This window comes from Polaromonas sp. (assembly GCF_029945925.1).
GTDB lineage: Bacteria > Pseudomonadota > Gammaproteobacteria > Burkholderiales > Burkholderiaceae_C > Polaromonas.
In genome coordinates, this window is record NZ_JAQSDN010000054.1 from 71,965 (window position 1) to 98,323 (window position 26,359).

The 26,359-nt window shown below is 65.5% G+C and carries 29 protein-coding genes and 1 pseudogene; 11 read left to right on the forward strand and 19 right to left on the reverse strand.

Features of this window, described 5'->3' with window-relative positions; translation table 11 throughout:
- Nucleotides 1–548 precede the first annotated feature (548 nt).
- Nucleotides 549–914 carry a hypothetical protein gene (locus PSV40_RS18745; protein ID WP_300515298.1) on the reverse strand — a complete coding sequence of 122 codons (366 nt, stop codon included), beginning with the start codon at nucleotides 912–914 and terminating at the stop codon, nucleotides 549–551.
- Nucleotides 915–1,157: 243 nt separating this feature from the next.
- Here PSV40_RS18745 and PSV40_RS18750 point away from each other — a divergent pair, with 243 nt between their 5' ends.
- Nucleotides 1,158–1,571, forward strand: coding sequence for a VOC family protein (locus PSV40_RS18750; RefSeq protein ID WP_300540650.1), 414 nt, complete (start codon nucleotides 1,158–1,160; stop codon nucleotides 1,569–1,571).
- 287 nt (nucleotides 1,572–1,858) lie between these two features.
- On the opposite strand, the gene PSV40_RS18755 is transcribed toward PSV40_RS18750, so the two are convergent.
- The 3 genes from PSV40_RS18755 to PSV40_RS18765 form a co-directional block, all read right to left on the reverse strand.
- Nucleotides 1,859–2,257 (reverse strand): RidA family protein, encoded by a 399-nt coding sequence (locus PSV40_RS18755; protein ID WP_300540653.1) that lies wholly within the window; start codon nucleotides 2,255–2,257, stop codon nucleotides 1,859–1,861.
- An 8-nt stretch (nucleotides 2,258–2,265) separates the two neighbouring features.
- On the reverse strand, nucleotides 2,266–3,396 hold the full coding sequence (locus PSV40_RS18760; protein WP_300540656.1) for a DSD1 family PLP-dependent enzyme: 1,131 nt from the start codon (nucleotides 3,394–3,396) through the stop codon (nucleotides 2,266–2,268).
- A gap of 130 nt (nucleotides 3,397–3,526) precedes the next feature.
- On the reverse strand, nucleotides 3,527–3,922 hold the full coding sequence (locus PSV40_RS18765) for a response regulator transcription factor (RefSeq protein WP_300540658.1): 396 nt from the start codon (nucleotides 3,920–3,922) through the stop codon (nucleotides 3,527–3,529).
- Between the two features lie 294 nt (nucleotides 3,923–4,216).
- Here PSV40_RS18765 and PSV40_RS18770 point away from each other — a divergent pair, with 294 nt between their 5' ends.
- From PSV40_RS18770 to PSV40_RS18785, 4 genes are all read left to right on the forward strand, one after another.
- Entirely contained in the window at nucleotides 4,217–4,423 is a 207-nt protein-coding gene (locus tag PSV40_RS18770) for a hypothetical protein (protein WP_300540660.1), read from the forward strand.
- Nucleotides 4,424–4,569: 146 nt separating this feature from the next.
- The gene (locus tag PSV40_RS18775) at nucleotides 4,570–4,878 is read left to right on the forward strand and encodes a nucleotidyltransferase domain-containing protein (RefSeq protein WP_300540662.1); all 309 of its coding nucleotides are present in this window, start codon (nucleotides 4,570–4,572) and stop codon (nucleotides 4,876–4,878) included.
- Between the two features lie 78 nt (nucleotides 4,879–4,956).
- Nucleotides 4,957–5,379, forward strand: coding sequence for a HepT-like ribonuclease domain-containing protein (locus PSV40_RS18780; protein WP_300540665.1), 423 nt, complete (start codon nucleotides 4,957–4,959; stop codon nucleotides 5,377–5,379).
- 204 nt (nucleotides 5,380–5,583) lie between these two features.
- Nucleotides 5,584–6,162: an NnrU family protein gene (locus PSV40_RS18785; protein WP_300540668.1), complete on the forward strand. Its 579-nt coding sequence runs from the start codon at nucleotides 5,584–5,586 to the stop codon at nucleotides 6,160–6,162.
- Nucleotides 6,163–6,170: 8 nt separating this feature from the next.
- Here PSV40_RS18785 and PSV40_RS18790 read toward each other — a convergent pair whose 3' ends face one another.
- The 7 genes from PSV40_RS18790 to PSV40_RS18820 form a co-directional block, all read right to left on the reverse strand.
- Nucleotides 6,171–7,010: an alpha/beta hydrolase gene (locus PSV40_RS18790; RefSeq protein ID WP_300540671.1), complete on the reverse strand. Its 840-nt coding sequence runs from the start codon at nucleotides 7,008–7,010 to the stop codon at nucleotides 6,171–6,173.
- 92 nt (nucleotides 7,011–7,102) lie between these two features.
- The gene (locus PSV40_RS18795; RefSeq protein WP_300540674.1) at nucleotides 7,103–7,930 is read right to left on the reverse strand and encodes an alpha/beta fold hydrolase; all 828 of its coding nucleotides are present in this window, start codon (nucleotides 7,928–7,930) and stop codon (nucleotides 7,103–7,105) included.
- 169 nt (nucleotides 7,931–8,099) lie between these two features.
- Nucleotides 8,100–9,797 carry an AarF/UbiB family protein gene (locus PSV40_RS18800; protein WP_300540677.1) on the reverse strand — a complete coding sequence of 566 codons (1,698 nt, stop codon included), beginning with the start codon at nucleotides 9,795–9,797 and terminating at the stop codon, nucleotides 8,100–8,102.
- 205 nt (nucleotides 9,798–10,002) lie between these two features.
- On the reverse strand, nucleotides 10,003–11,331 hold the full coding sequence (locus PSV40_RS18805) for a TRAP transporter large permease subunit (RefSeq protein WP_300540680.1): 1,329 nt from the start codon (nucleotides 11,329–11,331) through the stop codon (nucleotides 10,003–10,005).
- Entirely contained in the window at nucleotides 11,328–11,885 is a 558-nt protein-coding gene (locus PSV40_RS18810) for a TRAP transporter small permease (protein ID WP_300540683.1), read from the reverse strand. The genes PSV40_RS18805 and PSV40_RS18810 overlap by 4 nt, the downstream gene beginning before the upstream one ends.
- 81 nt (nucleotides 11,886–11,966) lie before the next feature.
- On the reverse strand, nucleotides 11,967–13,037 hold the full coding sequence (locus PSV40_RS18815; RefSeq protein WP_300540686.1) for a C4-dicarboxylate TRAP transporter substrate-binding protein: 1,071 nt from the start codon (nucleotides 13,035–13,037) through the stop codon (nucleotides 11,967–11,969).
- Nucleotides 13,038–13,126: 89 nt separating this feature from the next.
- Nucleotides 13,127–13,855 carry a TetR/AcrR family transcriptional regulator gene (locus tag PSV40_RS18820; RefSeq protein WP_300540689.1) on the reverse strand — a complete coding sequence of 243 codons (729 nt, stop codon included), beginning with the start codon at nucleotides 13,853–13,855 and terminating at the stop codon, nucleotides 13,127–13,129.
- 85 nt (nucleotides 13,856–13,940) lie between these two features.
- On the opposite strand from PSV40_RS18820, the gene PSV40_RS18825 reads away from it, so the two are divergent.
- The 4 genes from PSV40_RS18825 to PSV40_RS18840 are packed head-to-tail and all read left to right on the forward strand — an operon-like array spanning nucleotide 13,941 to nucleotide 18,375.
- Nucleotides 13,941–14,591: a CoxG family protein gene (locus PSV40_RS18825; protein ID WP_300540692.1), complete on the forward strand. Its 651-nt coding sequence runs from the start codon at nucleotides 13,941–13,943 to the stop codon at nucleotides 14,589–14,591.
- A gap of 8 nt (nucleotides 14,592–14,599) precedes the next feature.
- Nucleotides 14,600–15,457 carry a xanthine dehydrogenase family protein subunit M gene (locus PSV40_RS18830; protein ID WP_300540694.1) on the forward strand — a complete coding sequence of 286 codons (858 nt, stop codon included), beginning with the start codon at nucleotides 14,600–14,602 and terminating at the stop codon, nucleotides 15,455–15,457.
- A gap of 18 nt (nucleotides 15,458–15,475) precedes the next feature.
- On the forward strand, nucleotides 15,476–15,961 hold the full coding sequence (locus PSV40_RS18835) for a (2Fe-2S)-binding protein (protein ID WP_300540697.1): 486 nt from the start codon (nucleotides 15,476–15,478) through the stop codon (nucleotides 15,959–15,961).
- Entirely contained in the window at nucleotides 15,958–18,375 is a 2,418-nt protein-coding gene (locus PSV40_RS18840; RefSeq protein ID WP_300540700.1) for a xanthine dehydrogenase family protein molybdopterin-binding subunit, read from the forward strand. The genes PSV40_RS18835 and PSV40_RS18840 overlap by 4 nt, the downstream gene beginning before the upstream one ends.
- A 156-nt stretch (nucleotides 18,376–18,531) precedes the next feature.
- Here the strand turns inward: PSV40_RS18840 and minE are convergent, their stop codons facing one another.
- The 3 genes from minE to minC form a co-directional block, all read right to left on the reverse strand.
- On the reverse strand, nucleotides 18,532–18,795 hold the full coding sequence (minE, locus tag PSV40_RS18845; RefSeq protein WP_096699079.1) for a cell division topological specificity factor MinE: 264 nt from the start codon (nucleotides 18,793–18,795) through the stop codon (nucleotides 18,532–18,534).
- 6 nt (nucleotides 18,796–18,801) lie between these two features.
- Entirely contained in the window at nucleotides 18,802–19,617 is an 816-nt protein-coding gene (gene minD, locus PSV40_RS18850) for a septum site-determining protein MinD (RefSeq protein WP_300540705.1), read from the reverse strand.
- A gap of 152 nt (nucleotides 19,618–19,769) precedes the next feature.
- Nucleotides 19,770–20,531, reverse strand: coding sequence for a septum site-determining protein MinC (gene minC / locus PSV40_RS18855; RefSeq protein WP_300540708.1), 762 nt, complete (start codon nucleotides 20,529–20,531; stop codon nucleotides 19,770–19,772).
- Between the two features lie 177 nt (nucleotides 20,532–20,708).
- Between minC and PSV40_RS18860 the strand changes: the two are divergent.
- A pseudogene (locus PSV40_RS18860) lies at nucleotides 20,709–20,828 on the forward strand (DUF296 domain-containing protein); the annotation flags it as partial.
- A 270-nt stretch (nucleotides 20,829–21,098) separates the two neighbouring features.
- Here the strand turns inward: PSV40_RS18860 and PSV40_RS18865 are convergent.
- Both PSV40_RS18865 and PSV40_RS18870 read right to left on the reverse strand, forming a co-directional pair.
- The gene (locus PSV40_RS18865; RefSeq protein WP_300540711.1) at nucleotides 21,099–21,557 is read right to left on the reverse strand and encodes a PaaI family thioesterase; all 459 of its coding nucleotides are present in this window, start codon (nucleotides 21,555–21,557) and stop codon (nucleotides 21,099–21,101) included.
- Nucleotides 21,554–22,003 (reverse strand): MerR family transcriptional regulator, encoded by a 450-nt coding sequence (locus tag PSV40_RS18870; protein WP_300540714.1) that lies wholly within the window; start codon nucleotides 22,001–22,003, stop codon nucleotides 21,554–21,556. Before PSV40_RS18870 ends, PSV40_RS18865 begins: the two co-directional genes overlap by 4 nt.
- A 300-nt stretch (nucleotides 22,004–22,303) precedes the next feature.
- On the opposite strand from PSV40_RS18870, the gene PSV40_RS18875 reads away from it, so the two are divergent.
- Nucleotides 22,304–22,627: a hypothetical protein gene (locus tag PSV40_RS18875; RefSeq protein WP_300540717.1), complete on the forward strand. Its 324-nt coding sequence runs from the start codon at nucleotides 22,304–22,306 to the stop codon at nucleotides 22,625–22,627.
- Between the two features lie 58 nt (nucleotides 22,628–22,685).
- On the opposite strand, the gene PSV40_RS18880 is transcribed toward PSV40_RS18875, so the two are convergent.
- The 3 genes from PSV40_RS18880 to clsB form a co-directional block, all read right to left on the reverse strand.
- Nucleotides 22,686–23,672 carry a TIGR03915 family putative DNA repair protein gene (locus PSV40_RS18880; protein WP_300540719.1) on the reverse strand — a complete coding sequence of 329 codons (987 nt, stop codon included), beginning with the start codon at nucleotides 23,670–23,672 and terminating at the stop codon, nucleotides 22,686–22,688.
- A 387-nt stretch (nucleotides 23,673–24,059) separates the two neighbouring features.
- Entirely contained in the window at nucleotides 24,060–25,088 is a 1,029-nt protein-coding gene (locus PSV40_RS18885; RefSeq protein ID WP_300540722.1) for a lysylphosphatidylglycerol synthase domain-containing protein, read from the reverse strand.
- Nucleotides 25,085–26,356, reverse strand: a complete 1,272-nt coding sequence (gene clsB / locus PSV40_RS18890; RefSeq protein ID WP_300540725.1) for a cardiolipin synthase ClsB — start codon at nucleotides 26,354–26,356, stop codon at nucleotides 25,085–25,087. Before clsB ends, PSV40_RS18885 begins: the two co-directional genes overlap by 4 nt.
- Between the last annotated feature and the right edge of the window lie 3 nt (nucleotides 26,357–26,359).

Sequence of the window (26,359 nt, forward strand, 5' to 3'; positions counted from 1 at the left end):
TGCGCAATGCGCCAACCGTCCTAGCAGCCCTAACGACTTGTTGTCGTAGAGCAAGATGCCTTCAATGGCATCGAATTCTCCGATCGCAAAAGACGCGTCGGGGACGAATCTTCTTGCATCTTGTCGATTGACGATGGGGTCGCTTACCGAGCTAGCTTCGGTTGATCTATGTTGGGTGACGTGTGTTTGTCGGGCCCTCTGTTAAAAGTCGCCGAAGGGTCCCTATGCGGCGCGCAAGGCCTAAAGACGTTAATGAGCTTGGCCGATGTTTAATGCGGAATTCCACTGGAGCCCAATCGTGCGGGTTTTCGGTTAGTAGATAGCAGACACGATTCACAAAATGGATGCCGGGTGCAATCCATTGATCCGGTCCCTCGCAGCCATCTAAGACTGTCCAGACAAAATTTCGTGGGTGGTTTTGGACAATCTGAAAATCTTCGCCAAAGGTTTCGAGGCCATGGGCACCCCAATCTCGAAGTGAGCTGAAGGGTGCCGGAACGGACGGAAATACTCGTAAAAGACATCTTCGTGAAACACGATGGGCGTCTTCATTGGCGCTCCCAATGGGGCGATAGTGTTTCGTCCCAAGTTTTGACGGCCATTACTTTTGAAATAAAGTCCCGAACTGAGTCAAACACTGGAGCGCCTATTTCTTCGTCTGTTGCCGGTCGTAGCTCGTAAAACGTATGCCACACATGGTCATCAGCTGACGGGCCATTGCTGAACTTCCACAACTCGGCGTAAAGCGGAGGAATTCCCAGTTGTTCTGCGATAAAAAATTCGCCAGACTCAAGGCAAACCCGAAGACTTTCGATCTCCGCGCTTGAAGCAAGGCCTCGAAGCAAGAGACTTCCCCATGCTTTGTAATTGGAGGCATCGCGATAACAGTAATTGAATACGCTGAATTCGATCAACAGTCGCTCCTATACGGAACTAGAACCCAAAATATTTCCGCCTCGATGGCGCAGTGAGACTGTGTGATGAGCATAGTTACCCGAGACGACTTTGTGACCCAGGGCATTGCCTGGGGCGACACAACCGACATGCGACAGCAAAATGATGCGCCGGCGCGCACATTCGCCGCCTGATCTGGCGCTCGCTTGCATACGCTTTTCCGCATCGCTAAACTTTTCGCTTACCTTAAAAAAGGAGCCGCCATGCCCAGCCCTTCCGACCTTCCCACCAGCGTCCTCTCCCACATCTCCATAGGCACCAACGACTACCCGCGCGCCCGCGCGTTTTACGACGCGGTGCTGGGCACGCTGCAGATCAAGCAGGTCATGACGCATGGCGAGTCGGTGGCTTATGGCCGGGCTTTTCCGGAGTTCTGGGTCGGGCGGCCGCTCGATGGCGGGCGGGCTGCGCCGGGCAATGGCACACACATCAGCTTTCTGGCCAACTCGCCAGCGGAGGTGGATGCCTTTCATGCGCAGGCGCTGGCGCTGGGCGCGCTGTGCGACGGGCCGCCCGGCTTGCGGCCGCACTACACGCCGACGTATTACGCGGCCTTTGTGCGCGACCTGGACGGCCACAAGATCGAGGCCATGTGTTTTGCCGAGGGGGCGGGCTGAGGGCTTGCCGGCGCTGGCTTCGACCCTTCGACAAGCTCAGGGCAGGCTCAGCCCGAACGGGGGGCGGCGCCGGTGTGTGTGGCATGGATCCCGGGTCAAGCCCGGGATGACGGAGTTGCTGCCTGCGATGACGGAATTGCTGCCCGGGATGACAGCAGAATTGCTGCCCGGGATGACAGCGCATGGCAAGGCGCGGGGTGACGGTGTTGCTGGTTTGCAGCCCGGCGGTCGCCTTGCTGCTTGCAAGCCAAATTGGCCTCCGGCCCAATGAACACGGGCGCTGCCAGCTATTGTTTTGGTAGTGACTGAAGCGCCGCCACGGCTTCCACTTCAATCGCAAAGCCATGGTGCAGCAGGGGCACGGGCACCACGGCGCGCGCCGGGGGCGCTGCGCCTGCCCATGGCTGGTAGATGCGGTTGAATACCGGCCATTGGTCCATATCGGTCACATACACGCGCACTTGCACCAGCTGGGCCACGTTGCTGCCTGCTGCTTCCAGGGCCGCCTGCACGTTGGCCAGCACCTGCCGGGCCTGGTCTTCAAAGGGGGACTGGTTGAGTTTTTCACCCGACGGTGTGATGGGCAGCTGGCCTGAAATGAAGACCAGTCCGCCGGCCACCACGGCATGGCTGTGGTGGCCGCCGGGCGGGGCCAGGGAGCCGGGGTTGATGCGCTCTATGGTCATGGCGAATGCTACCAGCCGTAGAAGCGGGGCCAGGTGGGTCCCAGCGCCTGCCCGGTGACGGCGTGGTACTCGGGAAACTGCGCGCCGGTCGCGCAGGCATGGTTGGGCAGCACGCGCAGCTGGGTGCCGGTGGGAAAGCGTCTGGCGATGTCAGGGTCGGCCTCGCCGGTGCGGCTCACGATGCCGTGCTCCTGGTTGGCGCCGCTGAGGGTGTAGCAATCGATGCGCTGGCCGTTGACGTCGCACAGCTGGCCATAACCGTAGTCGTGCTGCTGCTTTTGCGTGCCGCGGTCGCGGCTCATGGCCATCCAGCCGGCGTCGACAATGGCCCAGCCCTTGTCGGGCTGGTGGCCGATCACGGTGGTGAGCACGCTCAGGGCCACGTCGTCGGGGGAGCACACGCCCACGTTGGCCATGACGAGGTCAAAAAAGACATACACACCGGCGCGCACCTCGGTCACCCCTGTGAGCTGCCGGGCCGACAGCGCCGTGGGCGTGGAGCCCACGCTCACGTTGGGGCAGGGCAGGCCGGCGGCGCGCAGGCGTTCCGCCGCCAGCACACACAGGCTGCGTTCCTGCTCGGCCATGGCTTGCAGGGCCTCGGGCGTGTTCAGCTCATAACTGGCCCCCGCGTGGGTCATCACCCCGCCCAGCGTGCTGCCGCCCTGGTGCAGCAGGGTGCCGATGGCAATCAGGTCGTCGCTGTGGGGCTGCACGCCCGAGCGGTGGCCGTCGGTGTCGACCTCGATCCAGACTTCAAACGGCACGCCATGTTGATGGGAAAAAGCAACGATGGCTGACGCAGACGCTGTGCTGTCGGCAATGATCTTGAGCGCGCAGCCCTGGCCAATGAGTGCGGCCGCCTGCCTGAGCTTGGGTGCCGCCATGCCCACGGCATACAGGATATCCCTCACCCCGGCGGCAAAAAACTGCTCGGCTTCCTTGAGCGTGGACACCGTGATGCCGCGTGCGCCGGCCTGGATCTGCGCCCGGGCAATGTCTATGCATTTGGTGGTTTTGACGTGCGGTCGAAATGCCACCTCCAGCGAGTTCATACGCTGCTGCATGCGTTCGATGTTGCGTTGCATGCGCGCGGTGTCAACCAGGGCGGCGGGGGTGTTGAGGTCTTGAAGCTGCATACGCCGATTGTGCGAGAAGCGAGCGGCAATGTCGCGGGTCAACCGGTATTTTCCGCGCACCAGGGGTGACCGGTCGGAGGCGGGATGAAAGAAGATCTGTCCTGCGCGCTGTGTTTTCCGCGCGTTCAATTCACCAGCGTGTTTCGCCGGTGACCCGCTCCACCTCGTTGATCGCGTAGGTGGTGAACTCTTCGATCTCGGTGGCTTTGTCGAACACGGCGTCGGCGCCCGCGGCCAGGCAGCGCTGGCGCATGGCCGGGGTGGCGTAGCCGGTCAGCACGACAATTTTTTGCCGCAGGTCGCGGTTGCCGCAGCTTTTGACCACATTCAGGCCGTTGCCCTGCAGCAAAAACAGGTCGACCACGGCCAGGTCCCAGTCGGTGGGGTTGTCGGCCAGCCATTGGCGGGCCTCGTCTTCGCTGCTGGCACCGCCCACCACGCGGGCGCCCACCAGTTCTTCCAGGGACTCGGCCAGGTTGGCGCGGATGACGGGGCTGTCTTCGACCAGATAAATTCGCAGGCGCATCGGGGATTGGTTGAAAAGAAGCCTGGGCAACAGGCGGGTGGGGCAGAAAATTCTTCAGGGGAGTCTACACAAGGATCGGGCCTGCCTTTAAACCCCCCGGCAGCGGCCGCCGGACGCCTGCGGTGTTGGCCCGCAGGGGGCGCGCCGCCGGGCTTTGCTGGCCGCGTTTGCATGCGGGTCTGCATGACATAAAACAAGAACAAGCCGCTGAAAAGGCGTAACTTGATGACATGGCCCAAGCCGGCAGCATGGCCGGCGTCTGGACCTTTTTCCCTTCATTCCAAGGAGTGCACCATGCCCAGCAGCAAGAACCAGAACCCGCGCGACAAGCAGCCCCCCCACACCGGCAAGGTGGAGAACGACACCAACAAGATGGGCGAGCAGGACGCCACCCAGCTGAACCAGGGCAAACGCACGCCCGACAGCCGCAGCGACCGCGAGGCGCATGTGGGCGGCAGCAACCAGACGCAGGCGCGGCGCGGGAAAACCACCGGGCACTGAGGCGATCGGTTTCAGGGGCGGGTGTGGGCCTCCAATCGGGGCCCGGCCCTTTGTAGGTGGGCGCCAGCAGCTATGTTTGTCATAGCGGGTTGATGATGGTTGCCTCGCTGGATCAATCACACCCTCGCTGGTACCATTGCGCCACGATGCATCCCCTCATCACGCAAAAGCGCGCGGACATTGCGCGCATCTGTCAGCGCCTGCACATCCAGCGGCTGGAAGTGTTTGGGTCGGCGGCGCGCGGCACCGACTTCGATCCGTTGCGCAGTGATACTGACTTTCTGGTGGAATTTGCCCCCGGCGCCAAGCGCGGGCTCGATGGCTACTTTGCGCTCAAGGCGGAACTGGAGCAGTTGCTCGGGCGCGGTGTTGACCTGGTGGAGCCGCGCAGCGTGCGCAACCCGTACGTGCTGGCAGGCATCAACAGCGCGCGTGAAGTGGTTTATGCAGCGTGACCCGCGGGCCTGGCTTTGGGACGTGCCTTAGTGCAGTGCTGCACGCTATCTGGAACATAAAAGCGCGTCTTTTGAGCCATGGCGGCGTTGCAAATCCGCGCGATACCCTGGGTATCGCTGTGGTTTGCGCCTAGCCCTGACCCAAAATCCATCGCTTTTATTTGTTCCATCAAGCATGCAACACTGCACTGGGCCGCCGCGGCCATCAAGCAGTTCACAGCCGGGCTGGACGCCGACAGTTACGCGCACACGCCGCTGGTTTATTCGGCGGTGGAGCGGAAGTTTGAAATCATCGGCGAAGCGCTGAACCAACTGGACAAGGCGCAAGCTGAACTGGCCGCCCGCATTCCCCACCTGCCGCAAATCGTGGCGTTCAGAAACCAGCTCATTCATGGTTATGCGCGGGTAGATCACGACACGGTTTGGGAGGTCATTGAACACTCACTGCCGGCGCTGGAAACGGTGGTCAATGAATTGCTGCAGGAGCTGGGTCAGGGCTGACGGGGCCAGGCCGGGATGACCGGCCCGGTGGTTCAGCGTGGCTTTTGCATGCCAAATCGGCCTCCAGCCCTTTATCCACCTGCGCCACCAGCTATGAATTCAATAGCGACGTGGCGTCAACCAGCGCAACCAGCCCAACCCGAACGGCATGGCGGCGAACGCCGCGGGCGCTCATAATCGCTTCCATACTTTGAGGAGATGGCGGTGGCAATACTGATTCTGGGTCTGGTGCTTTTTCTGGGCGTGCATTCCACACGCATCGTGGCCGACGGCTGGCGCACGGCGACGATAGGGCGCGTGGGTGAGCTGCCGTGGAAGGCGGTTTATGCGCTGCTGTCCATCGTGGGTTTTGTGCTGATCGTCTGGGGCTTTGGCCTGGCGCGGCAGCAGCCGGTGCAGCTGTGGCTGGCGCCGCGCGGCATGCGGCACCTGGCTTCTTTGCTGACGCTGATTTCCTTTGTGCTGGTGGCGGCGGCCTATGTGCCGCGCAACGCCATCAAGGCGCGGCTGCACCACCCCATGGTGCTGGGCGTGAAGGTGTGGGCGCTGGCCCACTTGCTGGCCAACGGCAACCTGGCGCATGTGGTGCTGTTCGGCACCTTCCTGCTGTGGGCGGCGCTGAGCTTTCGTGCGGCGCGGGCGCGTGACCGGGCGGCAGGCACGGTGTACCCGGCCGGGACGGTTTCGGGCACGGGCATCACCGTGGTGGTGGGTGTGGCGGTCTGGGCGCTGTTTGCCTTCTGGGCGCACGGCTACCTGATCGGCATACGGCCGATTGGCTGAACCCGGTGTCAGGGTCTGGCGTTCAGTACCCAGCTGCTGATCTTGCCGACCACCTCGGCCTCCAGGCCGTTGAAGCCGTGGTAGGCCATGGCCTCGCAGGGCGGGCCTCGCGTCTGGCCACCGCTGAAGCTCATCAGCTCGGCTTTGGGCGTCCTGGCCAGCCCGGCCATCAGCGGCGGCATGTCGGCAAACAGGCACACCCGGCAGGCATCCTGGGTGTGGTGCACCACCAGCACCGGCACGCGGATTTTTTCAAGCGGCATTTGGGGCACGGCGCGGGTCGCGCTGTCAGTCAGGATGCTTGCGGTCAGTACCACGCCGTCCGGACCACCCTGAGCCGGGCCGGCCTCGGTGGCGATGTAGCCAGCCGACTGGGTGCCGCGGCTGGTACCCACCAGCCAGACGGGTATGGGCGCCTGCTGCTTGAGCCATGCGATCACCGCCAGCACGTCGGCCGTGTGTTCAGGCGTTTGCCGAAAGTCGCTCAGAAAAGGCGGTGACTGGCGGTCGGACGGCGCGTCAATCACCGCAACGGCCAGGCCCGCGTCGGCAAACAGCTGGCGCGAGCGCACCAGAAAGTTGCCCTCACCCCAGAGCAGGCTGCCGTTGGAAAAAATCCGCAAGCCCCCGTGGCCGCCGGCCATCAGAATGACCGCCGCTTTGGGCTTGGGCGGGGTGATGTGGATAAAGCGCTGGGTGACGCCGGGGCGGGTGGGAATGTCCACCACCTTCTGCGTGGTTTGCGCCAGCGCGGCGGTGGCGGACAAGCCCAGTGCCAGCAGGACGGCTGCCAGGCCTTGCAGAAAGCCGCTTTCGCGGCTGTGGCGAGCGCAGCGGGTGGTTTTCATGATGTGCGCCTTCCTGTAGGCCAAATTGGCCGTTCGCCCTTGTTTCACGGGCGCCAGCAGCTATAAACATAGTAGCAAAAGCTGTACCCCTTTCAGTCGGCCAGCGCGGTCTTGATCCACTTGACGATTTCGTCGCTGGCCACGCGTGGTGTGTCCAGGTGCCCGCCGGAGACTTCGAGGTATTTGTTCTTGGGGTTGGCGGGCAGCTTGTCAACGAAGTAGGCCTTGATGCGGCTGAACAGCGGGTCTTTTTCGCCGACCACCGTCATCACTGAGGTTGTCGCCGGCACACGCGGCGCGGTGACGGACATCTCGGCGTCTGACGCGGGGTCAAAGTACGACAGGAAGTCTTTGGCGGTGGTGATCACGTTTTGCTGCTTGCCCTGGTTGATGTCGCTGAAGCGCTCGCGCGAATCCCCCTTGCCGGCGGCCACCAGGGCGCGGGCCTCGTCCACGCTGTCGCGCACCACCTTGAGCCCGGCATAGGTGTAGTAGCCCAAAGGAATATGCCCCGGCGCCAGCAGCACCAGCGCGTTGGCCTCTCCGCCGCGCGCGGCATGGCTCAGTGCGGCGGGCGAGCCCAGGCTGTGGCCGACGATGACAATTTTGGTGGCGCCCTGGTCGCGCAGTGTTTTGACGTGGGCGGCCATCTCGGTCATGGCCTTGTCCCAGTTGCCTTCCAGGTAGCGCCCGCGCGACCAGGGCATGTCGGGCAGGCTGACCAGCCAGCCTTCGCGCTCAAAGGTGGCCTTGAGCGGTCTGAAGTTCGGGTCCTGGTTGTTGCCGGGGTTTTTGCCGTGCAGCATGAGCACGCCGATGCGTTGCTGTGCGGCAGCGGTGAGCGGTGCCACGGACGCTGCAAGCGCAGCGCAGGTGATGGCCAGGGCAGAAAAGAAAGCGGGGAAGTGGCGACGCTGCATGAGGCTCCTTCTGGTGGTTTGGGACGGGGCCGTAAAGCCCGCCCGGGTTGGAACAGAGCCTGAAGTTTAGGTACAAAGTACAGCCGCCGGAAAGGGGAAATGCCCGCGCCCCCCATGAACTGGGGAGGTGGCCGGGGTTTGTTCGCCTGTTCGCCGACTGCTTGCTGGCTTACTCGTCCTCTTCCTGCCGGCTGCTGCGCCAGATGGCGCGCACCAGCCACAGGCCGCCCAGCACGGCGCCGGTGAAGCCGAGAAAGCCGAATACCGGCAGGCCCATCAGCGTGGGGCCGCCCTTGACCGTCATGACGATGGACGAGCCGATGATGAGCGCGGCAATCACCAGCGCCATGGCCAGGCGGTTGGCGGCGCGGTTGAGCTGGTCGCCCACGCGTTTGAGGTGGGCCAGCTCGATGCCGACGCTCAGGTGGCCGCGGCGCGCGTTGCGCAGCAGGCGCGAGACGTCGTGCGGCAGCTGTTCGGCCACGGCCAGGGTGCGGCGCAGGGTTTTCCAGGCGCGGCCGGCCAGCACCTCGGGCTGGTAGCGGGCGCGCAGCACCTGGCGCAGCATGGGCGTGGCCTCGGTGGCCATGTGAAAGCCCGGGTCCAGCCCGCGGCCCATGCCCTCGAGCGAGATGAAGGCCTTGATCAGCAGCGCCAGGTCGGGCGGCAGGCCCAGGTGGTGCTCGCGCAGCAGGGTGGTGACGTCGGCCAGCATCTGGCCCAGGCTGAGCTCGGCCAGCGGCGTGCCGTGGTACTGGTCGACAAAGGCTTCGATTTCGGTTTCCAGTTGCCCGAGGTTGGTGCCGTGGCTGTCGCCGGTCCAGTCCATCAGCACGTCGGCCACGGCTTGCGCCTGCCGCTCGACCAGGCCCAGCAGCAGCTGCAGCAGCTCTTCGCGCCGGCGCTCGGACAGGCGCCCAACCATGCCGAAGTCAATGAAGGCGATGCCGTTGCCGGGCAGGTAAAACACGTTGCCGGGGTGCGGGTCGGCGTGGAAGAAACCGTCTTCCACAATCATCTTGAGCACGGCGCGCGCGCCGCGCTGGGCCAGCAGGGTGCGGTCAAAGCCGGCCTCGGGCGTGAGCTGGTCGAGCTGGTCGCCGGCGATGCCGCTCACGAAGTCCTGCACGTTCACGCGTTCGCCGGTGTGCGCCCAGTGCACGCGCGGAATGACGATCCACGGCAACGGCGCCATGTTGGCGGCAATGCGTTCGGCGTGGCGGCACTCGCCGGCCAGGTCCAGCTCGCGGCGCAATGATTTGACCAGCTCGCGCACCAGCTGTTGCGGGCGATAGGGCTTGAGCGCGGGCATTTCCGCCTCGATCAGCGCGGCCAGGCGGCCGAGCAGGCGCAGGTCGGCCTCGATCACCTCGGTGATGCCGGGGCGGCGGATCTTGACGATGACTTCGGTGCCGTCCTTGAGTTGTGCGCGGTGCACCTGGGCAATCGACGCGGCGGCCAGCGGCTCGGTGTCGAAGCGGGCAAACACGTCTTCGGGCTCGCCGCCCAAGTCTTCGCGCAGCTGCGGCCGCAACAGCTCGAAGGGCACGGCGGGCACGTGGCTGTGGAGTTTTTCAAACTCGGCAATCCACTCGGGGCCGAACAGGTCGGCACGGCCGGCCAGGATTTGCCCGAGTTTAACAAAGGCCGGCCCCAGTTCTTCCAGGGCCAGGCGCACCTGCACGGGCGGCGTGATGCGGGCCAGGTCGGCGGCGGTGTCCCACTTGAGGGCATGGCCCGCGCGCTCGAGCTTGTCGGCCAGGCCCAGGCGGCGCACGCTGTCGCCGAAGCCGTGGCGGATCAGCACACCGGCGATTTCGTTGAGGCGCCCCATGTCGCGCGCCGCGCTCAGAGTCTCTATCAGCATGGGGGGATGATAGCCGCGCGCCAGGGCGGGGCGGCCGGTGCGCTCAGGGGGCCACGGCGGTCTTGATCCACTTGACGATTTCGTGGCTGGCCAGGCGTTGCCAGCAGCGCGCCAGCCATGCAGGGTGCGCAGGACCGTGACGGTAGCGTTGAGGTTTGCCGTGGCGTGTGGTCTGCGCAGGTTGCGGAACGGGTCGGTTGGCGCCTCAGGTCAACGCCAGCGCCATGAACGGGAAGATGGCGATCAGCAGCAGCACGAGCAGCATCACACCCACGTAGGGCAGAGAGCCGGCGAAGATGCTTTCCACAGAGACCTTGGGGTCGTTGAGGGTGGACTTGACCGTGAACACCGAGATGCCGAAAGGCGGGGTGAGCAGGCCGATTTCCACCGCGATGACGGTGATGATGCCGAAGTGGACCAGGTTGAAGCCAAGGCTGGCTGCGATCGGCACGGCCACCGGTGTCATGATCAGCAGGATGGAGCTGGAGTCCAGGATCATGCCGAGCAGCAGCAGGATCAGCACGTACAGCAGCAGGAAGCCGTAAGGGCCCAGGCCGGCGGCCTGCACGACGTCGCTGATGGCAACCGGCACGCCGGCCACCGACAGCATGCGGCTGTAGAAGCCCGCAGCCACCAGCAAGATCAGGATGCCGACCGACACCGCGCCGGTTTCGGTGAGCACGCGCCACAGGTTGCCGCCGCCGAGCTTGCGCCGCAGGATGGCGATGACGAAGGCACCGAATGCTCCCACGCCACCGGCTTCGGTGGGCGTGAAGAAACCGGAATACAGGCCACCCAGCACCAGGGCCACCAGCGCGGTAATGGGCACCAGCTTGGACAGCATCTCGGCGGTGGTGAGCAGGCGGGCGGTGCTGCGCTCGGCCGCCATCCCGGCCTGGCGCTTGAGGTCGAACACCCGGCCGGGCGTGAACCTTGCCATGAGCATGATCATGACGGCGAAGGCCACCGCCATCAAAAAGCCGGGGATGATGCCGGCAATGAACAAGGTACCGATGGATTGCTCGGCCAGCACGCCATAGATGATGAGCAGCAGGCTGGGCGGAATCATCATGCCCAGCACCGAGCTGCCCGCCACCGTGCCGGCGGCGAAGCTGGTGCTGTAGCCGTGGCGCACCATTTCGGGCACGGCCACGCGGGTGAAGACCGCCGCCGAGGCGATGGACACGCCGGTGACGGCGGCGAACACGGTGTTGGCCGCCACGGTGGCTACACCCAGGCCGCCGCGCAAGCGCCGCAGCAGGGTTTCAGCGACATCGAAAGTGTCCTTGCCGACGTTGGATATGGAGACCAGCAAGCCCATCAGCACGAAGAGCGGGATGGTGGCGAAGATGTAGTCGGCCACGCCGTTGTAGGCGGAGAGGTACAGCAGGCGCATGGCCATGTCGGCATCTTCGCGAATGAGCCAGATACCGGCGAAGCCGACGGCAGTCAGGGCGACTGCGATGTGCAGGCCGAACAGCACGAGAAAAACCAGGACTCCGATCAGGAGCCCGCCCATGGCCAGTTCGCTCATGCGCTTGCTCCGGTGGAGGGTTGCTGGCGCAGCAGCGAGGGAATGCAGGCCAGGTAGGCGACGGCAGCGGCGGTGGCGCCCAGCACGATGAGGGCCCGGAACGGCCAGGTGACCACGGTGAAGACCCCTTGCACGCCGAAGTATTCTTTGATGCGCATGGCTTCCGTGAACTCGGGCCAGGAGATGGCGGCCAGTGCGAAAAAGAGCAATGCGCCAACGACGACATTGAACACCTCAAGCACCTTGACGGCGTCCGGTGAACGCTTGCCGATGATGCGCAGCAGGAAGTCGCTGCGCGTCATGCGGCCGGAGCAGATGGCGGCAGCCAGCTGCAGGAAGACGATGGAGGCCACCGAGCGGGAAGCGAATTCAGCCACGCCGGTGATGGGCGCGTCGAAGAAATTTCGGCCCAGCACGTCGGCCACGATCAGCAGCATCATGAGAAAAATCCACACCGTGCCCACCGCGGCCAGCACGTTGGCCAGCCCCTGAAGGGGGTTGGTCAGACCGGTGACGGCAGGGGTTTCGCTGGCGAAATCAGGTTCGTTGTGCAAGGTTCACCTTTCACCTATCAAAGCTTGGGAAAACACCACCCGGCTGCGCTGCGCCGGGTGGCGAAGGTGGCGCGAGGCCGATCAGCGGTTTTGCTGGTCCCAGTCGCGCAGGGGCTTGACGCCACGGGCGCGCAGTTCGTCGAAGTAGGCCTTGAGCACCTGCTTGCCAGCCTCACCCGTGCCTTGCAGCCAGGGCGCCACTATGTTGGGCAGGCTGTTGACCCACTTGGTCTTCTCGGCCTGGGGCAGGTTGGTGATCTGCAGGCCGGCGGCCTTCATGGTGTCGAGCGCGGCGTTGGAGGTCTTTGTGACATGCTTGCCGTGGGCCACCGAGGTGGCCTTGCCGGCCTTGAGCATGGCGTCCTGTACTTCCTTGGGCAGGCCGTCGAAGAACTTCTTGTTCACGGCCACGCTGCCGAAGTACATGGCGCCGATGTCGATGCGGGTGAGGTGCTTGGCCACTTCGTACACGCGGGCCGGGCCGATACCGCTGGCAAACGACAGGGCGCCGTCCGTGACACCGGTCTGGATGTTCGTGTAGTAAGTGGTCAGCGCGCCGTCCACCGGGGTGGCGCCAGTGTCGCGCAGCCAGTTGGCCGAGGTGCCGGGCGCGTTGATGCGCTTGTTCTTCAGTGCGGCCAGGTCCTTGACGGGGAAGGTGGCGTAGATGTCGTAGCTGTCGGTGATCAGCGAAGACAGGGGCACCATGTTCTGGGCGGCCCAGCTGTCGCGCAGGGCGGGCACGGTGGCGTTGAGCTTGTCGAAGATCTCGATGAGCTGCTCGTGGTTGGTGGTGGCGAACGGGGTGAAGTAGGTCACGTTCTGCAGCGGCATGGCAGAGTTTTCCCACACGGTGCCGACCATGCCCACGTCCACGATGCCGTCGCGCACGGCGGCGCGGGTGTCGGTGAACTTGTAGAGCGTGCCGCCGTAGTTCTCGCGCCAGCGCACTTCGTACTTGGCGCCGCCTTCCTTCAGAATGCGGTTCACCTCGGGCTGGAACACTTCCTTCATGGCGAAGGCCCAGATGTTGGTGGTGGGGTGGCTGGAGCCGATGTTGACGGTGACGCGCTGCTGCGCGCTGGCGGTTCCGGCCATGACCGTGGCGCCCATTGCGATCAGGGTGGTGATCGCGAGTTTCGTAAGTTTCATGTTGTCTCCTCGGTGGGTGTTGTGGCTGGAAGTTCAGCCGGGTTGGCAAGGCGCCGGTGCCCCCGCAACGGCTTCATCAAAAAGGTCTGTCACCGCCTGGGCGCGCGCTTGCGCACGTTGCCGGTGGTTTCGCCAAACAGCTCGCGGCTGGCCACCAGGTAGGCACGCACACGGTCGCGCACCAGCGGTTCGTCGTAGCCCTCGTGGGCGCTCTCGCTGTACACGTCCTGCGCATAGATCCAGCGGCGCATGGAGATGTAGAAGAAACCGCCGTGCAAGCCCATGAGCAGTTCCATCTCGCGCTCGCTTGCCTTGGCGCGGCTGACCAGGCCGCGAAAGCGGCGCGTCTCGCGGATGAGGCGCGGGAACAGCCGCGCCCGCAGCATGGCAAAGAACCGGTCGGTGATGGTGTGGTCGGTCAGGCCCGAGAACACGAGGATTCGCACGAATTCCTGCGACAGGGTGATGGTCACGTACTCCGAATAGAAGGCCGTGAACTTGTCTTCGACAGAGCTGTCGGGATCGTCGAGCAGTGCATCCCACTCGGCGCGCCAGCGACCTTCGAACACTTCCAGGTAGACGCGGTCGATCAGCGCCTGCTTGGTAGGGAAGTAGTGGTAAAGCAGCGTGTGTGTGACACCGATGCTCTTGGCGAGGTCGCGCAACTGGCCGTCGAAGCCGTGCACCGCAAAGAACTGGATCGCGCCATCCAGGATCTGGCGCTCACGCTCGGCCACGCCCATGCGCCGGCGCGCCGGGGCAACAAGTGCATGCGGAAGGGGTTCGGGCACCGTGTCAGGGTTTGTCTGGATGCGCACGCTATTTACCTGCGGGTCAATGATTTGTACCATTGTTAACCGACTGGTAAATAAAAACACCCGTGAAAACCCGAGGATACAAGGCATGGAATTGACTGGAGACATTCTGATCGGCGCACCGCGCGAGAAGGTCTGGGCTGGGCTGAACGATCCCGAAATCCTGACGCGCTGCATTCCCGGCTGCGAAGGCATGGAGGCCACCAGCCCGACCGAGCGCACCGCCCGCGTGGCCGTGAAGATCGGCCCGGTGCGCGCCCGCTTCGTGGGCCATGTGCGCATGGAAGACATCCGCCCCAACGAAGGCTGCGTGCTGCGCTTTCAAGGCTCGGGCGGCGCGGCCGGCATGGCCAAGGGCCACTCGAATGTGGAGCTGTCAGATGAAGCCGGCGGTACCCGCCTGCGCTACACCGCCCAGGCGTCCATCGGCGGCAAGCTGGGCCAGGTGGGCGGCCGCATGATCGATGCTGCGGCCAAGCAAATGGCGGACCAGTTCTTCACCGCCTTCAACGAACAGATGGTGGGGGTGCCGTTGCTGGAGGCCGCTGAAGCAGCGCCTGCAACTCCTGCAGAGCCGGCGCCGGGCACCACCCCTGCGCCATCGCCCGCCTTCGTGCCGCGCACCGTTCACGCGCCCCAGCCCGCCGCCAGCGGCGAGGGCGTGCGCGTGCTGTGGTTCGTTCTGGGGTCCCTGTCCACAGGCTTTGGCGTGTGGATTGCCTCGCAACTGTTTTCCTGAGGAACGCCATGAAAGCCGCCGCCTTCGACTACGTCAAACCCGCCTCCATTGACCAGGTGCTCGCGTTGCTGCAGGAGCACGGCGACGACGCCCGCCTGCTGGCCGGTGGCCAGACGCTGATGGCCACCCTGAACATGCGCCTGTCCGAGCCGCAGCTGTTGATCGACATCACCGGCATCGAGTCGCTGCGCGGCATCAGCGTGCAGGACAACGTGCTGCGCATCGGCGCGCTGGCCACCCACACCGACATCGAACTCAGTGCGCTGGTGGCACGCCACGCACCGCTGCTCAAGACGGCCGCACCCCACATCGCGCACCGGGCCATTCGCAACAGCGGCACCTGGGGCGGCTCCATCGCCTATGCGGACCCGGCAGCCGAATGGCCGGCCTGCCTGCTGGCGCTGGGTGGCACCGTGATCGCGCGCGGCCCCAAAGGCGAGCGCCGTATCGCGGCCGATGATTTCTTCACAGGCCTCTACAGCACCGCGCTGCAGCCCGACGAGTTGCTGATCGCCAGCGAGATCCCGCTGGCTGGCGCCGATCACTGGTTCGGTTTCAGCGAACTGGCGCGTCGACACGGCGACTACGCCATCGTGGGTCTGGCCGCCACCGCCCGGCGCGAAGGTGCCGTGCTGCGCAACCTGCGCATCGTGCTGATGGGCGTGGACGCCACCCCGGTTCGGACCCGCCAGACCGAGACGCTGCTGGAAGGCAAGGCGCTGGATCTGGCCACAGTGACCCAGGCCGTGGCGAGCCTGCGCAGCGAGATTGACCCCCCGCCCGACCTGACCAACACCCCCCAGACCAAGCGCCACCTGGCTGGCGTTCTGCTGCAGCGCATGCTGCCCACCGCCGCCAGCGCCTGAGCACCCAAAGGAACACCCATGGCAGACCTGTACCCGATCAAAGTCACCGTCAACGGCAAGCCGCACCAGTGCAGCGTGCAACCGCGCACCCACCTGGTGGATTTTTTGCGTGAAGACCTCGGCCTCAAGGGCAGTCACCTGGGCTGCGAGCACGGCGTGTGCGGCGCCTGCACCGTCGAGCTCAACGGCCAGATCGTGCGCGGCTGCCTCACCCTGGCCGTGCAGGCCGACGGCGGACGCGTGCAGACCATCGAGGGCGTGAGCGAGTCCGGCGTTATCCGCGATCTGCAAGAGGCCTTCGTGCGGCGCAACGCGCTGCAGTGCGGCTTCTGCACCTCGGGCATGTTGATGGCGGCCAAGGAACTGGTCGAGCAGATGCCGGGCGCCAACCGCGCCGAGGTGCGTGACTGGATCTCGGGCAACTACTGCCGCTGCACCGGCTACCATGCCATCGTGGACGCGATCTGCGACGTGCTGCAACAACGCAAGGAGGCCACCACATGAAGCGCGACACCGTCAACCTCGAACCCGGCGTCGGCCAGCCCAAGCCGCTGACCCCGGTCACGGAAGACCAGCGCTACATCGGCGCCACCGTGCCGCGCGGCGGCATCGAGCGCCTGACCCAGGGCCTGGGCCAGTACGTGGACGACATCGAACTGCCGCGCATGGCCCATGTGGTCTTCTGGCGCAGCCCGATCGCGCACATGCGCATCAAATCAGTGGACGCCGCCTTCGCCCGCTCCATGCCCGGCGTGCTGCTGGTGGCGGACGGGCAGGACCTGGCCAAGGTGTGCAAGCCCTGGGTGGCCACGCTGGGCCACCTGGCCGGCATGAAATCGGCCCCGCAATACGCGCTGGCGCTGGACCGTGCCTGCTGGCAGGGCGAGCCGGTGGTGGCCGTGGTGGCCGAAACCCGCGCCGAGGCCGAGGACGCGCTGGCCTATGTGGAGGTGGACTGGGAAGAACTGCCCGCGGCCACCGACATGCTCACCGCGCTGGACCCGGCCACCCCGCTGATCCACCCCGAGCTCGGCGACAACCTGTGCTTCACCCGCAGCCTCGACGTGGGACAGGTGGACGAGACCTTTGCCAAGGCCGACGTGGTGGCCGCGATCGATTTCGAGTTCGGCCGTCACACCGGCGTGACGCTGGAGCCGCGCGCGCAGATCGCGCACTGGAGCCCGGCCGAGCAGCGCCTGACCGTGTACCACTCGTGCCAGGCGCCGCACATGATGCAGGACTTGTACGGCCGCCAGTTTGGCCTGCCGGCCAGCGCCATCCGCGTGCTTTGCAAGGACGTGGGCGGCTCGTTCGGCATCAAGGTGCACGCTTACCCTGATGACTTCGCCACCGTGGCGCTGTCGATCATGCTGGGTCGTCCGGTGAAGTTCGTGGCCGACCGGCTGGAGAGCTTCACCAGCGACATCCATGCGCGGCACCACAGCATCAAGGCGCGCATCGCCGTCAACCGGGACGGCGAGATCCTGGGCTTCGACATGGAGGACCTGACCGGCATCGGCCCGTACTCCATGTTCCCGCGCACCAGCGCCATCGAAGGCAACCAGGTGGTGAACCTGGTAGGTGGTCCCTACAAGCACAAGCACTACCGCGCCAGGCTCAACGTGGTGTTCCAGAACAAGACGCCCACCTGCCAGTACCGGGGCGTGGGCCACCCGATCGCCTGTGCCGTGACGGAGGCGCTGGTGGACCTGGCGGCGCAGAAGATCGGCATGGACCCGCTCAAGATCCGCGAGATCAACGTGATTCCGGATGACGCCTACCCGACCACCGGCGCTTCAGGGATCAAGCTCGAAATCCTGTCGCACGAGGCCAGCCTGAAGAAGCTGCGCGAGCTGATGAACTATGACGCGTTGCGTGCCGAGCAGGCTGCGCTGCGCAAGCAGGGCATCTTCCGCGGCATCGGCTTTGCCACCGTGATCGAGCTCACCAATCCCAGCGCCGCGTTCTACGGCGTGGGCGGTGCGCGCATTGCCTCGCAGGACGGCGCCACCGCGCGGCTGGACCCCGAGGGCAATATCACCGTGCTGGTGGGCGTGGGCGAGCAGGGCCAGGGCACCGAAGGCATCTACCAGCAGATCGCGGCCGACGCGGTCGGCGTGGACATTGCCAAGGTGCGCATTGTCACCGGCGACACCGACGCGACGCCGTACGGCGGCGGAACCTGGGCCTCGCGCGGCGCGGGCATCGGCGGCGAAGCCGTGCTGCTGGCCGGCCAGGCGCTGCGCGAGAACATCGTGAAAGTGGCGGCCATCATCCTCAAACGCGAGGGCGCCAGCCTGGCGGTGCGTCGCGACCGCATCGTCGACGCCACCACGGGCGAGGAACTGCTGCCGCTGGCCGAACTGGGTCGCATCGCCTATTTCCGCTCCGATACGTTTCCGGCCGATTTCACGCCGGAGCTCATGGTCACGCGCCACTACGCACAGCGCGATTTTCCGTTCATCTTCACCAACGGCGTGCAGGCGTCCTACGTCGAGGTCGACCCGGACACCGGCTTCGTGAAGCTGCTCAAGCACTGGGCGGTGGAGGACTGCGGCCGCGTGCTTAACCCCATGCTGGTGGACGAGCAGATGCGCGGAGCCATCGTGCAGGGCATCGGCGGTGCGCTACTGGAAGAGTGCCTGTACGACGACAGCGGCCTGATGCTCAACGCGAGCATGGCCGACTACCTGGTGCCGATGTCGGCCGAGATGCCCGACATTGAAGTGGCCCATGTCCAGACGCCTACCGCCACCTCCCGGCTGGGCGCCAAGGGCGCGGGTGAGGCCGGCACCGCGGGTGCGCCGGCAGCGGTGATGAACGCCATCAACGACGCCATCGCGCCCTTCGATGCCCATGTGTTCTCGCAACCGATCACGCCGCAGAAGGTGTTGCGCGCCTTGGGTAAGGTGCACTGAAGGGCCGGGGGGGCGCGGTTAGGCTGACCCTGCCGCATCACCCGATGCGGAATTGCGCCAAAGCGGGGGTCTGGCGCCTGGCCCGGTCCTGCAGGCTGTCATGGATGGCGGATCAGGTCCGCAATGACAAGTCAACGCGCTGCCGGGCAGGGCAGCCTACTTGCCGTCGGGCAGCTCGATCTTGACTTCGAGCACGTCGAGGTTGTCCTGGCGTTCCAGGTTGACCTTGATGTCGGCCGGATTGATGTTGATGTATTTGGAGATCACCGCGATCAAATCACGCTGCAGTGCCGGCAGGTAGTCGGGCTCGTGGCTGTGGCGGCCCGACCGTTCGTGCGCGAGGATGATCTGCAGCCGCTCTTTGGCGACGCTGGCGGTTTTTTTCTTTTCGCCGAGCAGGAAGGAGAGGAAGGAGGCCATGGCGGTTTACTTTCCTCCAAACACGCGTTTGAAGAAGCCGACCTTGGGTGCGTCGATAAAACGCAGCGGCTTGTCTTCGCCCAGGAAGCGGGCAATCATGTCCTTGTAGGCTTCGGACACATCGCTGCCTTCCATGTGCACGGCGGGCACGCCCTGGTTGGAGGCCTGCAGCACCGCTTCGGATTCGGGGATCACGCCGATCAGCTTGATGCGCAGGATGTCCTTGATGTCTTCCAGTGACAGCATCTGGCCCTGGTCCACGCGGCTGGGGTTGTAACGCGTGATCAGCAGGTGCTCCTTGATCGGATCGCCCCCTTCCATGCCGCGTTTGGTCTTGGAGGACAACATGCCGAGGATGCGGTCGGAGTCGCGCACCGAGGACACTTCGGGGTTGGTGACCACCAGCGCCTCGTCGGCAAAATGCATGGCCATCAGCGCACCGGTCTCGATGCCGGCCGGCGAGTCGCAGACGATGTATTCGAAGTCCATGTCGGCCAGGTCGTTCAGCACCTTCTCGACGCCTTCCTTGCTCAGTGCTTCCTTGTCGCGGGTCTGCGAGGCGGCCAGCACGAACAGGTTGTCGCACTGCTTGTCCTTGATCAGTGCCTGGTGCAGGTTGGCCTCGCCCTGGATCACGTTGATCAGGTCGTACACCACGCGGCGCTCGCAGCCCATGATGAGGTCGAGGTTGCGCAGGCCGACGTCGAAGTCGATGACGGCGGTTTTGTGCCCGCGCAGGGCCAGGCCGGTTGCAAAGCTGGCGCTGGTGGTGGTTTTGCCTACGCCGCCCTTGCCGGAGGTGACCACAATGATTTTTGCCATGCGTAAAAGTCCTTTTGGATAAACAAATTTTGGTTCAGGCGGGGCCGTGCGCTTCTTCTACCAGCCGGGGCCGCGGAACCGGCTTCGCCGGGCCGCAGGCGCAGCGCCCCCTCGGGGGGCAGTGCAGTACACGAAGTGACAAACGTGGGGGCTCACAGTGTTTCCATCACGAGCTTGTCGCCCTCGGGGCCGGGCACCAGGCGCACCTGGGTGGGCTTACCCCACACGCCTTCGGGCAGCGGGTTTTCGCTGGTGCGGTAGATGCCGGCAATCGACAGCAGCTCGGGCTCCAGGCTCAGCGCAAAAATGCGGGCCTCGGTGTTGCCGCGCGCGCCGGCCATGGCCTTGCCGCGCAGCGGTGCATACACATGAATGTGGCCGTCGGCAATGACTTCGGCGCCGGCGTTGACCATGGCCAGCACGACCAGGTCGCGCCCGCGGGCATACACCTGCTGGCCGGAGCGCAGCGGTTTGTCGATCACCAGTGCGCCGGGGGCCGGCGCGGCGTGCGCTTCGGCCACCGGTGCCGCCGCCTTGCTGCGCGTGGGGGGTGCCGGGGCGGCTGCGGGAGCGCTGACAACACGTGCGTCGGGCGCGGCGACCAGGCCGGCCGCCAGGGCGGCGGCCAGTTGCGCCGGGTTGCCGCCGCGGACCGCCAGGGGGGCGACGCGGTACGGACGCAGCAGCGCGATCAGCGCCGCAAAATCAACCGTGGCCGCATCAAGGGGCAGTTGCGCGAGGTCGATGACCAGCGGGTCGTTGTCGAAAAAATCCGGAATGTCACCGAAGCGCAGCGCCATCTCGCGCGACAGGGCGCTGAGGTCGGAGGACTTGAGGAGCAGCGCCACCAGGGGCAGGTTGGCGCTTTTGATTTCGAAGGTGGCGGGGGTGCTGGCCGGGATGGCAACGGTCATGGGGGATAGGCGTCGCGTCGTCGCGGAAAGGAGAGAAAAACGGGCGGTTCAGACGGGTCTGAAAGGGACGAATCTTAACAGCGGGGCATGACGCAGTTGTGAGCGAATGAAACGCCTGCGATGGTGCGGGGAGGCGTCTCACGACACTGCAAGTCCACGTTCTGCGCATGACCCTGGTGCACGGTGCGCACCACGGCCGAGGTGGTGCTGGCCTTGCTGCCGGGCTGGCAGTTCGGCCGAGAACCCGATGCGACCACCGGCTTCATGGAAATGGTGGCGGTGCGCCGGCGCGACTGAGCGAACAGCCCTTTTCTTCGTAACTACTCAGGTCGTCCGGGCTGGCTTTACTCCCTCTCCCCCTGGGAGAGGGCGGGGGTGAGGGCTGGCGGTTTGTGCGTAGCGCTATCGCATGTTGTGGCTTGCTGGCCCCTCACCCCAACCCTCCCAGAGGGCGAGGGGGCAAGAAAAGCGTGCTGCATGCGGCGACCTGGGGCGTGACATTTTTTCCAGCAAAACCGGCCTCCAGCCCTTGCTGGCCAGTCGCAGACAGCTATGTAAATAATAGCGTCACTGTGGCTGCCGAGCGGCGGCGTTGATATTGCGTGCCGTGCCGAGCAGGGTGGCGCACAGGACTTCTTCGCCCTGGCTGCTGACGGCGTACACGTCTGCCGCACAGATGGTCAGCAGCTTGCCCGCGCTGACCACTCGCCCCCGTGCGCGCAGCAGCGCGCCTTGCGCGGGCGCCAGCAGCTTGATCGTCGCGTCCACCGTGGCGTTGACCCAGCCCGGTGCCAGCAAGGTAGCGGCGGCCGCCACGGCGGCAAAGTCGGCCACGGCAAACACCGCGGTGGCCTGCAGCTGGCCGGGGCGAAAGCAGAAGGCTTCGAGCACCGGGATTTCGACCTCCACTGCGCCGGGCACGATGCGCCTGAAGGCCAGGCCCAAGGTGCGGGCCATGGGCATGGCGAGCACCAGTTGTTCAAGCGGCTGGAACTGCGGGGAGCTGTGCGTGGCTTCGGTTGTCATGGCGTGGGTTTCCTGCGTGGTGTGGAAAGGGCGGCGGGCCAGGGTGCCTTGCCGTTGAGAGTGGCCGCGAGGCGTTTCGCTTTTTTTGCCTGGTGCTCGCCCTGCTGTTTGTGCATCCACGCGATGTGCGCGACCACGGCGCGGCGCTGGGTTTTGAGCTCGCCGATTTGCGCGTCTATTTCGGCCACGCGGGCCTGCATGGCTTCGACCATCTGTTCAAAGCTCAGCCGCCCGGTGCGGTAAGCGGGAAGCTGCGCCGCGATGGCCTTGAGTGAAAAGCCGATGCGGCGCGACATGGCGATGAAGACCACCTCGCGGCGCATGGCTTCGGTGTATTCGCGGTAGCCGCTGGCGCGGCGCGCGGGCTGGAGCATGCCGAGCTTTTCATAGTGGCGCAGGGCGTGCACGGAAACGCCGGTGCGTTGGGCGAGTTCAGAGATCTGCATGGGCATCACATTAGCAAGCTTCGCCCTGCACGAAGCTTGGTGTAAGTTCCGCCGCCGTCACCTGCGCGGCAGCTGGCCTGCGGCGCACAACTGTTACAGCCATGCGGGCTGGCTGCCGGTAAGCCGCGGCGTGAGCGAGTCCCATGATGAAACTGGGGACCTGCCACTGTGCGTGCGCATCAGGAAAAAGGAGACGGGATAAGCATGCAACACCGCACTGGAAGCCCTTGCGCCAGGACAAGCCGCCGCGCTCCGGCGGGTGATAGGCTGGCGCCTTGCCCCTGAAAGAAGGAGAGTTTCATGACGACCCCTTTCTCAAATTACCCACGCTGTTCAGCTTCCTTGTTGCCTTTGTTTGCCGCCCTGTTGCTGGCGGGCGGTGCAGCACTGGCTCAGGACAACACGCCTGTGCCCGGCCCGCGCATCAACCGCAACCCGGAGTTTCGCCAGAACCTGCCGCCGGCACCGCCCGTGGAGCCGGACCCGCGCGACTCGACCACGCGGCCGGTGCAGCCGGCCGAGCAGCCACCGGCCGATGGCCGCAGTGTGGTGCTGCCGCTGCCCGGGCCGCAGGCGCCCGCGTCTGCACCAGCGCTACCGGCCTCCGGCACGCCGGGGCGTTGACCCCGGATTTTTTAGCTAAATAGGGCCCCAGCCCTTATGTAGCGTGCGCAAACAGCTATCAAATGAGGAGCGTCTGCAAGGTGTCTGGCGAAGTGTCCAGCGCGTCGAGTGACAGCTGAGTCGGTGCGCCCTGCGGTTGCGCGGGGACGGCCAGCGCGGCCCGGGGCTGCGGCACGCGTCTGGCCATGCGTGTCGCGGGTTGCGCGACCTGGCGGTGCTTGCGCTGGTGCGCGGCCGACACCTGCGGGGGGAGCTGTCCGGTCTCGGGGTGCTTGCGCGGGTACCTGTGCTGCATGTCCTTGGGCATCGCCCGCCGCTTCCGGCGCGCGGGCCTGAAGATGTGTTCATAACAGCGGAGCCAGCGTTTTTCGCCGGCGTCGGGTGAGGGCGCGTCTTCCTGGCTGGCGCCGGGGCCGAAGTGGAGTTGCGCGCCATCCCATTGCGCACTGATGTCCGGGGTCAGCAGAGCCCAGCGCATCTGCGCAAAGCGCCGCGCCAAAAACGGCGCGACGGCCTGGACAATGTGGTGCCCGGGCTCGAACCAAGCCACATGCAGGGGTCCGCCCTCGGGATGGTTGCGAAAGCTCTCGTCCTGCACGCTGTGAAAGTGCACAAAGGCCTTCATGCTGTGCATCTCGTCCCGCACCTCTTGCGCCATGCGACGGGCTTCGGCGCGGTCGGCGTCCAGCGGGTCGTGGCGCAAGCCGGGTTCATGCACCAGGCGCCACAGCAGGCGGTAAAGCAGCTCAAAGCGCCTCGGGTCGCGGTGCAGGATGGCGCTTTCGCACAGGGCCACAAATTCGGGCGGCACCTGTACCGCGGGGGCATCGCCGGCGGCGGCGTGGTTTTGCGGCGGCGCGGCCGGCCGGTGCTGCGGCGGCACATCACTGCAGTGCCAGCTGACCTGCGTGGGCGGGATTTGTTGTGCCAGCAGGCTGCGTGCGGCGCGCCGGAAGCCTTCCAGGTCGCCGGGGCCCTGCAGCGTGACGGTCAGCAGCGCCTGCGGGAAAAGGTCGTTCGTCAGGGGATCACTCATCATGCCCATGCAGCGCTCCTTGGGTGGCCGGGGTTGCCACCACACCCCGATGGTGCGCGTTGTGGAGGGACTGACGCTGTAGTCCGGCAGGCTGACTGGACTGCAGGCTGGGGCGCGTCCGGGGCGCCGGAAAAGGGAAGTGCGGCAGCTGCGGCCAGCCACGGGGTTGCGGCGCCTGCGGCTGGGTGGGCACGACGCGCTGAATGGGCAGCGGCGGCGGTTTGGCGGGGGTGTTGCGGTGTATCCACTGTAATAATATACAGTGGTTTGGCGATTTTGACCAGTCCCGGGCGGAGCGGGCCACCGACATGTCCTGTCTTTCAGGGCAAAAAACGGCGGCAACGGCGTCTAAACAGCGGCAATACCGGGCAAATGCCTGGGGACGGTGATCAGGCTCTAGCTGGAAGCTTCAGCCGTGGCAGCCTCAGCCGGGGTGGCCGCTGGCGCCGTTTTTTTTGCCCGCACTTCCATGACCAGGTAGATCGCCGTCGCGAGCGCCAGGGGCACCAGGTAATAGATGACCCGGTAGGCCACCAGGGCGGCCAGCAGCTGGTGCGTGGGCATGGCACGCGAGAGCAGGGCCACAAACACCGCTTCCAGCACGCCCAGGCCGGCCGGCACGTGGGCGATGACGCCCGCCACCGCGGCCACCAGCAACACGCCGGCCACCGCCGGAAAAGCGATTTTCTGCTGCAGCAGCACAAACACCAGGCTGCTCATGAGCAGCCAGTTCGTCGCCCCCATCGTTACCTGCAGCAGCGCCATCCTGCCGGAGGGAAGTTCCAGCCGGTGGCCACGCAGGGTGACGCTGCGCTGGCGCGACAGGGCGCACAGCAGCAGGTAGGCCACGGCAGTCGCCAGCAGCACAAAACCCAGGACCTGCAGGCCGGCGCTGCCCAACGTCCAGCCGCGCGGCAAGGCGGGCGTGGCAAAGGCGAAGATCAGGCCCCCCAGCAACAGGTAGCCGGTCCAGTTGGTCAGCATGCTGAGCGACAGGATCCGGGTGATGGTCCCGACGTCCAGCTTCAGCCGGGAATAAAGCCGGTAACGGAAGGCGACGCCGCCCACCAGCGAGCCGAGGTTGAGGTTGAACACATAACTGATGAAGGTGACCAGCAGCACCGTGGGCGCGCGCAGTGTGTGGCCGGTGTAGTGCCGCCCCAGCAGGTCAAAGCAGCTGTACAGGCCCAGGCTCAGGGCGGCGAGCGCCACCGCGCCCAGCAGCAGCGCCGGCGGGTAGGCGCGCAAGGTGGCGAACACTTCATGCCACTCGATGGCGCGGCCTTCCTTGACCAGCAACCAGGCCACCAGGGCGAAAAACACCAGCGCTGCGATCCGTTTGAGCCAGGGCCACCAGACCTTGCCGGTGATGCCGGCCTTTTTTGGGCGGCGCGGGTCCGGCAACGCGGGCGCCGTGTCGTTCATGAGACCCGGCCCTCGTTGACATGGCTGATTTTCACGTCCACGTCTTTCTGGCCCAGCAGTTTTTCGGCCAGTGTCAGCTGCGGCACGTGGGCCGGCAGCCAGCCAAACCAGGCCGGGTAGTGGCGCAGCAGGTGGAAGACAAAAAAGCTGCGCAGGCTGGCCCAGGGGCCGGTTTCAGCCACATCACAGGCCTGGATCTGCGTGCAGCTGCCCTGCATCAGCTGCTCGAGGTGCTCACCCAGATGCTGGTTGAAGGCGTGGTCCTTGATGATGACGTTGGCCTCCAGGTTCAGCGACAGGCTCAGCGGGTCGAGGTTGCTGGAGCCGACGGTGGACCATTCGTCGTCGGTCAGCGCGACCTTGCCGTGCAGCGGTCGGTCGTGGTATTCGTAGATCTTGACGCCGGCGGCCAGCAGGTGGTGATACAGCAGGCCGGCCGCGATCTTGACAATCGGCATGTCGGGCTCGCCCTGCAGGATGAGGCGCACGTCCACGCCGCGCCGCGCCGCCTGGCGCAGCTGCCTGAGCAGGCGGTAGCCCGGGAAAAAGTAGGCATTGGCAATGATGATGCGGCGGCGCGCGCCGCGGATGGCGATGCGGTAGTGGCGCTCGATGTCGCTTTTGTGTTCCACGTTGTCGCGTGTCACGAAGAGGGCATCGGCACGGCCTGCGGCCGGCAGCGGGGCGCAGGCGGGCGCGGCGCAGGGGGCCGGCCGACGCTTGAGAAGCTGGGCAAACCGGCTGCCTGGCGGCTGCTGGCCGAGCAGCAGCTGGGCCCGGGCAAACTGGTGAACCTCGGCGACCAGCGGCCCTTCCATTTCAACCGCATAGTCCTGCTTGGCCTCAGGCCCGAAGTCAGCGAGGTGGTCGGCCGAATAGTTGATGCCGCCAACAAAGGCCCGTTTGCCGTCAACCACCACGATCTTGCGGTGCATGCGGCGAAACAGGTTGGTGCGGTAGCCCCACAGCCGGGGGCTGGGGTCAAAGACATGCACCCGCACGCCGGCCTGCGTCAGCGCCAGGATGAAGGCGGGCGAGAGGTCCGGGGAGCCGTAGCCGTCGATGGTGATGTCGATCTGCACGCCGCGCCGCGCGGCGGTGAGCAGGGCCTCCTGCAGGGCCTGGCCGACCTTGTCTTCAAACAGGATGAAGGTTTCCAGCAGCACCTCGCGCTCGGCCGCGGCGATGCATTCGAACACCCGCGGGAAAAAGGCCTCGCCGTTTTCCAGCAAGGTGAAGCTGTTGCCGGCGACCCAGCGGCCGTTCATGGG

Bases quoted from the DNA above. Each gene is read 5' to 3' on its own strand.
- PSV40_RS18750 (WP_300540650.1), top strand. From the start codon at position 1,158: ATGCCCAGCCCTTCCGACCTTCCCACCAGCGTCCTCTCCCACATCTCC.
- PSV40_RS18755 (WP_300540653.1), bottom strand. From the start codon at position 2,257: ATGACCATAGAGCGCATCAACCCCGGCTCCCTGGCCCCGCCCGGCGGC.
- PSV40_RS18760 (WP_300540656.1), bottom strand. From the start codon at position 3,396: ATGCAGCTTCAAGACCTCAACACCCCCGCCGCCCTGGTTGACACCGCG.
- PSV40_RS18765 (WP_300540658.1), bottom strand. From the start codon at position 3,922: ATGCGCCTGCGAATTTATCTGGTCGAAGACAGCCCCGTCATCCGCGCC.
- PSV40_RS18770 (WP_300540660.1), top strand. From the start codon at position 4,217: ATGCCCAGCAGCAAGAACCAGAACCCGCGCGACAAGCAGCCCCCCCAC.
- PSV40_RS18775 (WP_300540662.1), top strand. From the start codon at position 4,570: ATGCATCCCCTCATCACGCAAAAGCGCGCGGACATTGCGCGCATCTGT.
- PSV40_RS18780 (WP_300540665.1), top strand. From the start codon at position 4,957: ATGGCGGCGTTGCAAATCCGCGCGATACCCTGGGTATCGCTGTGGTTT.
- PSV40_RS18790 (WP_300540671.1), bottom strand. From the start codon at position 7,010: ATGAAAACCACCCGCTGCGCTCGCCACAGCCGCGAAAGCGGCTTTCTG.
- PSV40_RS18795 (WP_300540674.1), bottom strand. From the start codon at position 7,930: ATGCAGCGTCGCCACTTCCCCGCTTTCTTTTCTGCCCTGGCCATCACC.
- PSV40_RS18800 (WP_300540677.1), bottom strand. From the start codon at position 9,797: ATGCTGATAGAGACTCTGAGCGCGGCGCGCGACATGGGGCGCCTCAAC.
- PSV40_RS18805 (WP_300540680.1), bottom strand. From the start codon at position 11,331: ATGAGCGAACTGGCCATGGGCGGGCTCCTGATCGGAGTCCTGGTTTTT.
- PSV40_RS18815 (WP_300540686.1), bottom strand. From the start codon at position 13,037: ATGAAACTTACGAAACTCGCGATCACCACCCTGATCGCAATGGGCGCC.
- PSV40_RS18825 (WP_300540692.1), top strand. From the start codon at position 13,941: ATGGAATTGACTGGAGACATTCTGATCGGCGCACCGCGCGAGAAGGTC.
- PSV40_RS18830 (WP_300540694.1), top strand. From the start codon at position 14,600: ATGAAAGCCGCCGCCTTCGACTACGTCAAACCCGCCTCCATTGACCAG.
- PSV40_RS18835 (WP_300540697.1), top strand. From the start codon at position 15,476: ATGGCAGACCTGTACCCGATCAAAGTCACCGTCAACGGCAAGCCGCAC.
- PSV40_RS18840 (WP_300540700.1), top strand. From the start codon at position 15,958: ATGAAGCGCGACACCGTCAACCTCGAACCCGGCGTCGGCCAGCCCAAG.
- minE (WP_096699079.1), bottom strand. From the start codon at position 18,795: ATGGCCTCCTTCCTCTCCTTCCTGCTCGGCGAAAAGAAAAAAACCGCC.
- minD (WP_300540705.1), bottom strand. From the start codon at position 19,617: ATGGCAAAAATCATTGTGGTCACCTCCGGCAAGGGCGGCGTAGGCAAA.
- minC (WP_300540708.1), bottom strand. From the start codon at position 20,531: ATGACCGTTGCCATCCCGGCCAGCACCCCCGCCACCTTCGAAATCAAA.
- PSV40_RS18865 (WP_300540711.1), bottom strand. From the start codon at position 21,557: ATGACAACCGAAGCCACGCACAGCTCCCCGCAGTTCCAGCCGCTTGAA.
- PSV40_RS18870 (WP_300540714.1), bottom strand. From the start codon at position 22,003: ATGCAGATCTCTGAACTCGCCCAACGCACCGGCGTTTCCGTGCACGCC.
- PSV40_RS18875 (WP_300540717.1), top strand. From the start codon at position 22,304: ATGACGACCCCTTTCTCAAATTACCCACGCTGTTCAGCTTCCTTGTTG.
- PSV40_RS18880 (WP_300540719.1), bottom strand. From the start codon at position 23,672: ATGGGCATGATGAGTGATCCCCTGACGAACGACCTTTTCCCGCAGGCG.
- PSV40_RS18885 (WP_300540722.1), bottom strand. From the start codon at position 25,088: ATGAACGACACGGCGCCCGCGTTGCCGGACCCGCGCCGCCCAAAAAAG.
- clsB (WP_300540725.1), bottom strand. From the start codon at position 26,356: ATGAACGGCCGCTGGGTCGCCGGCAACAGCTTCACCTTGCTGGAAAAC.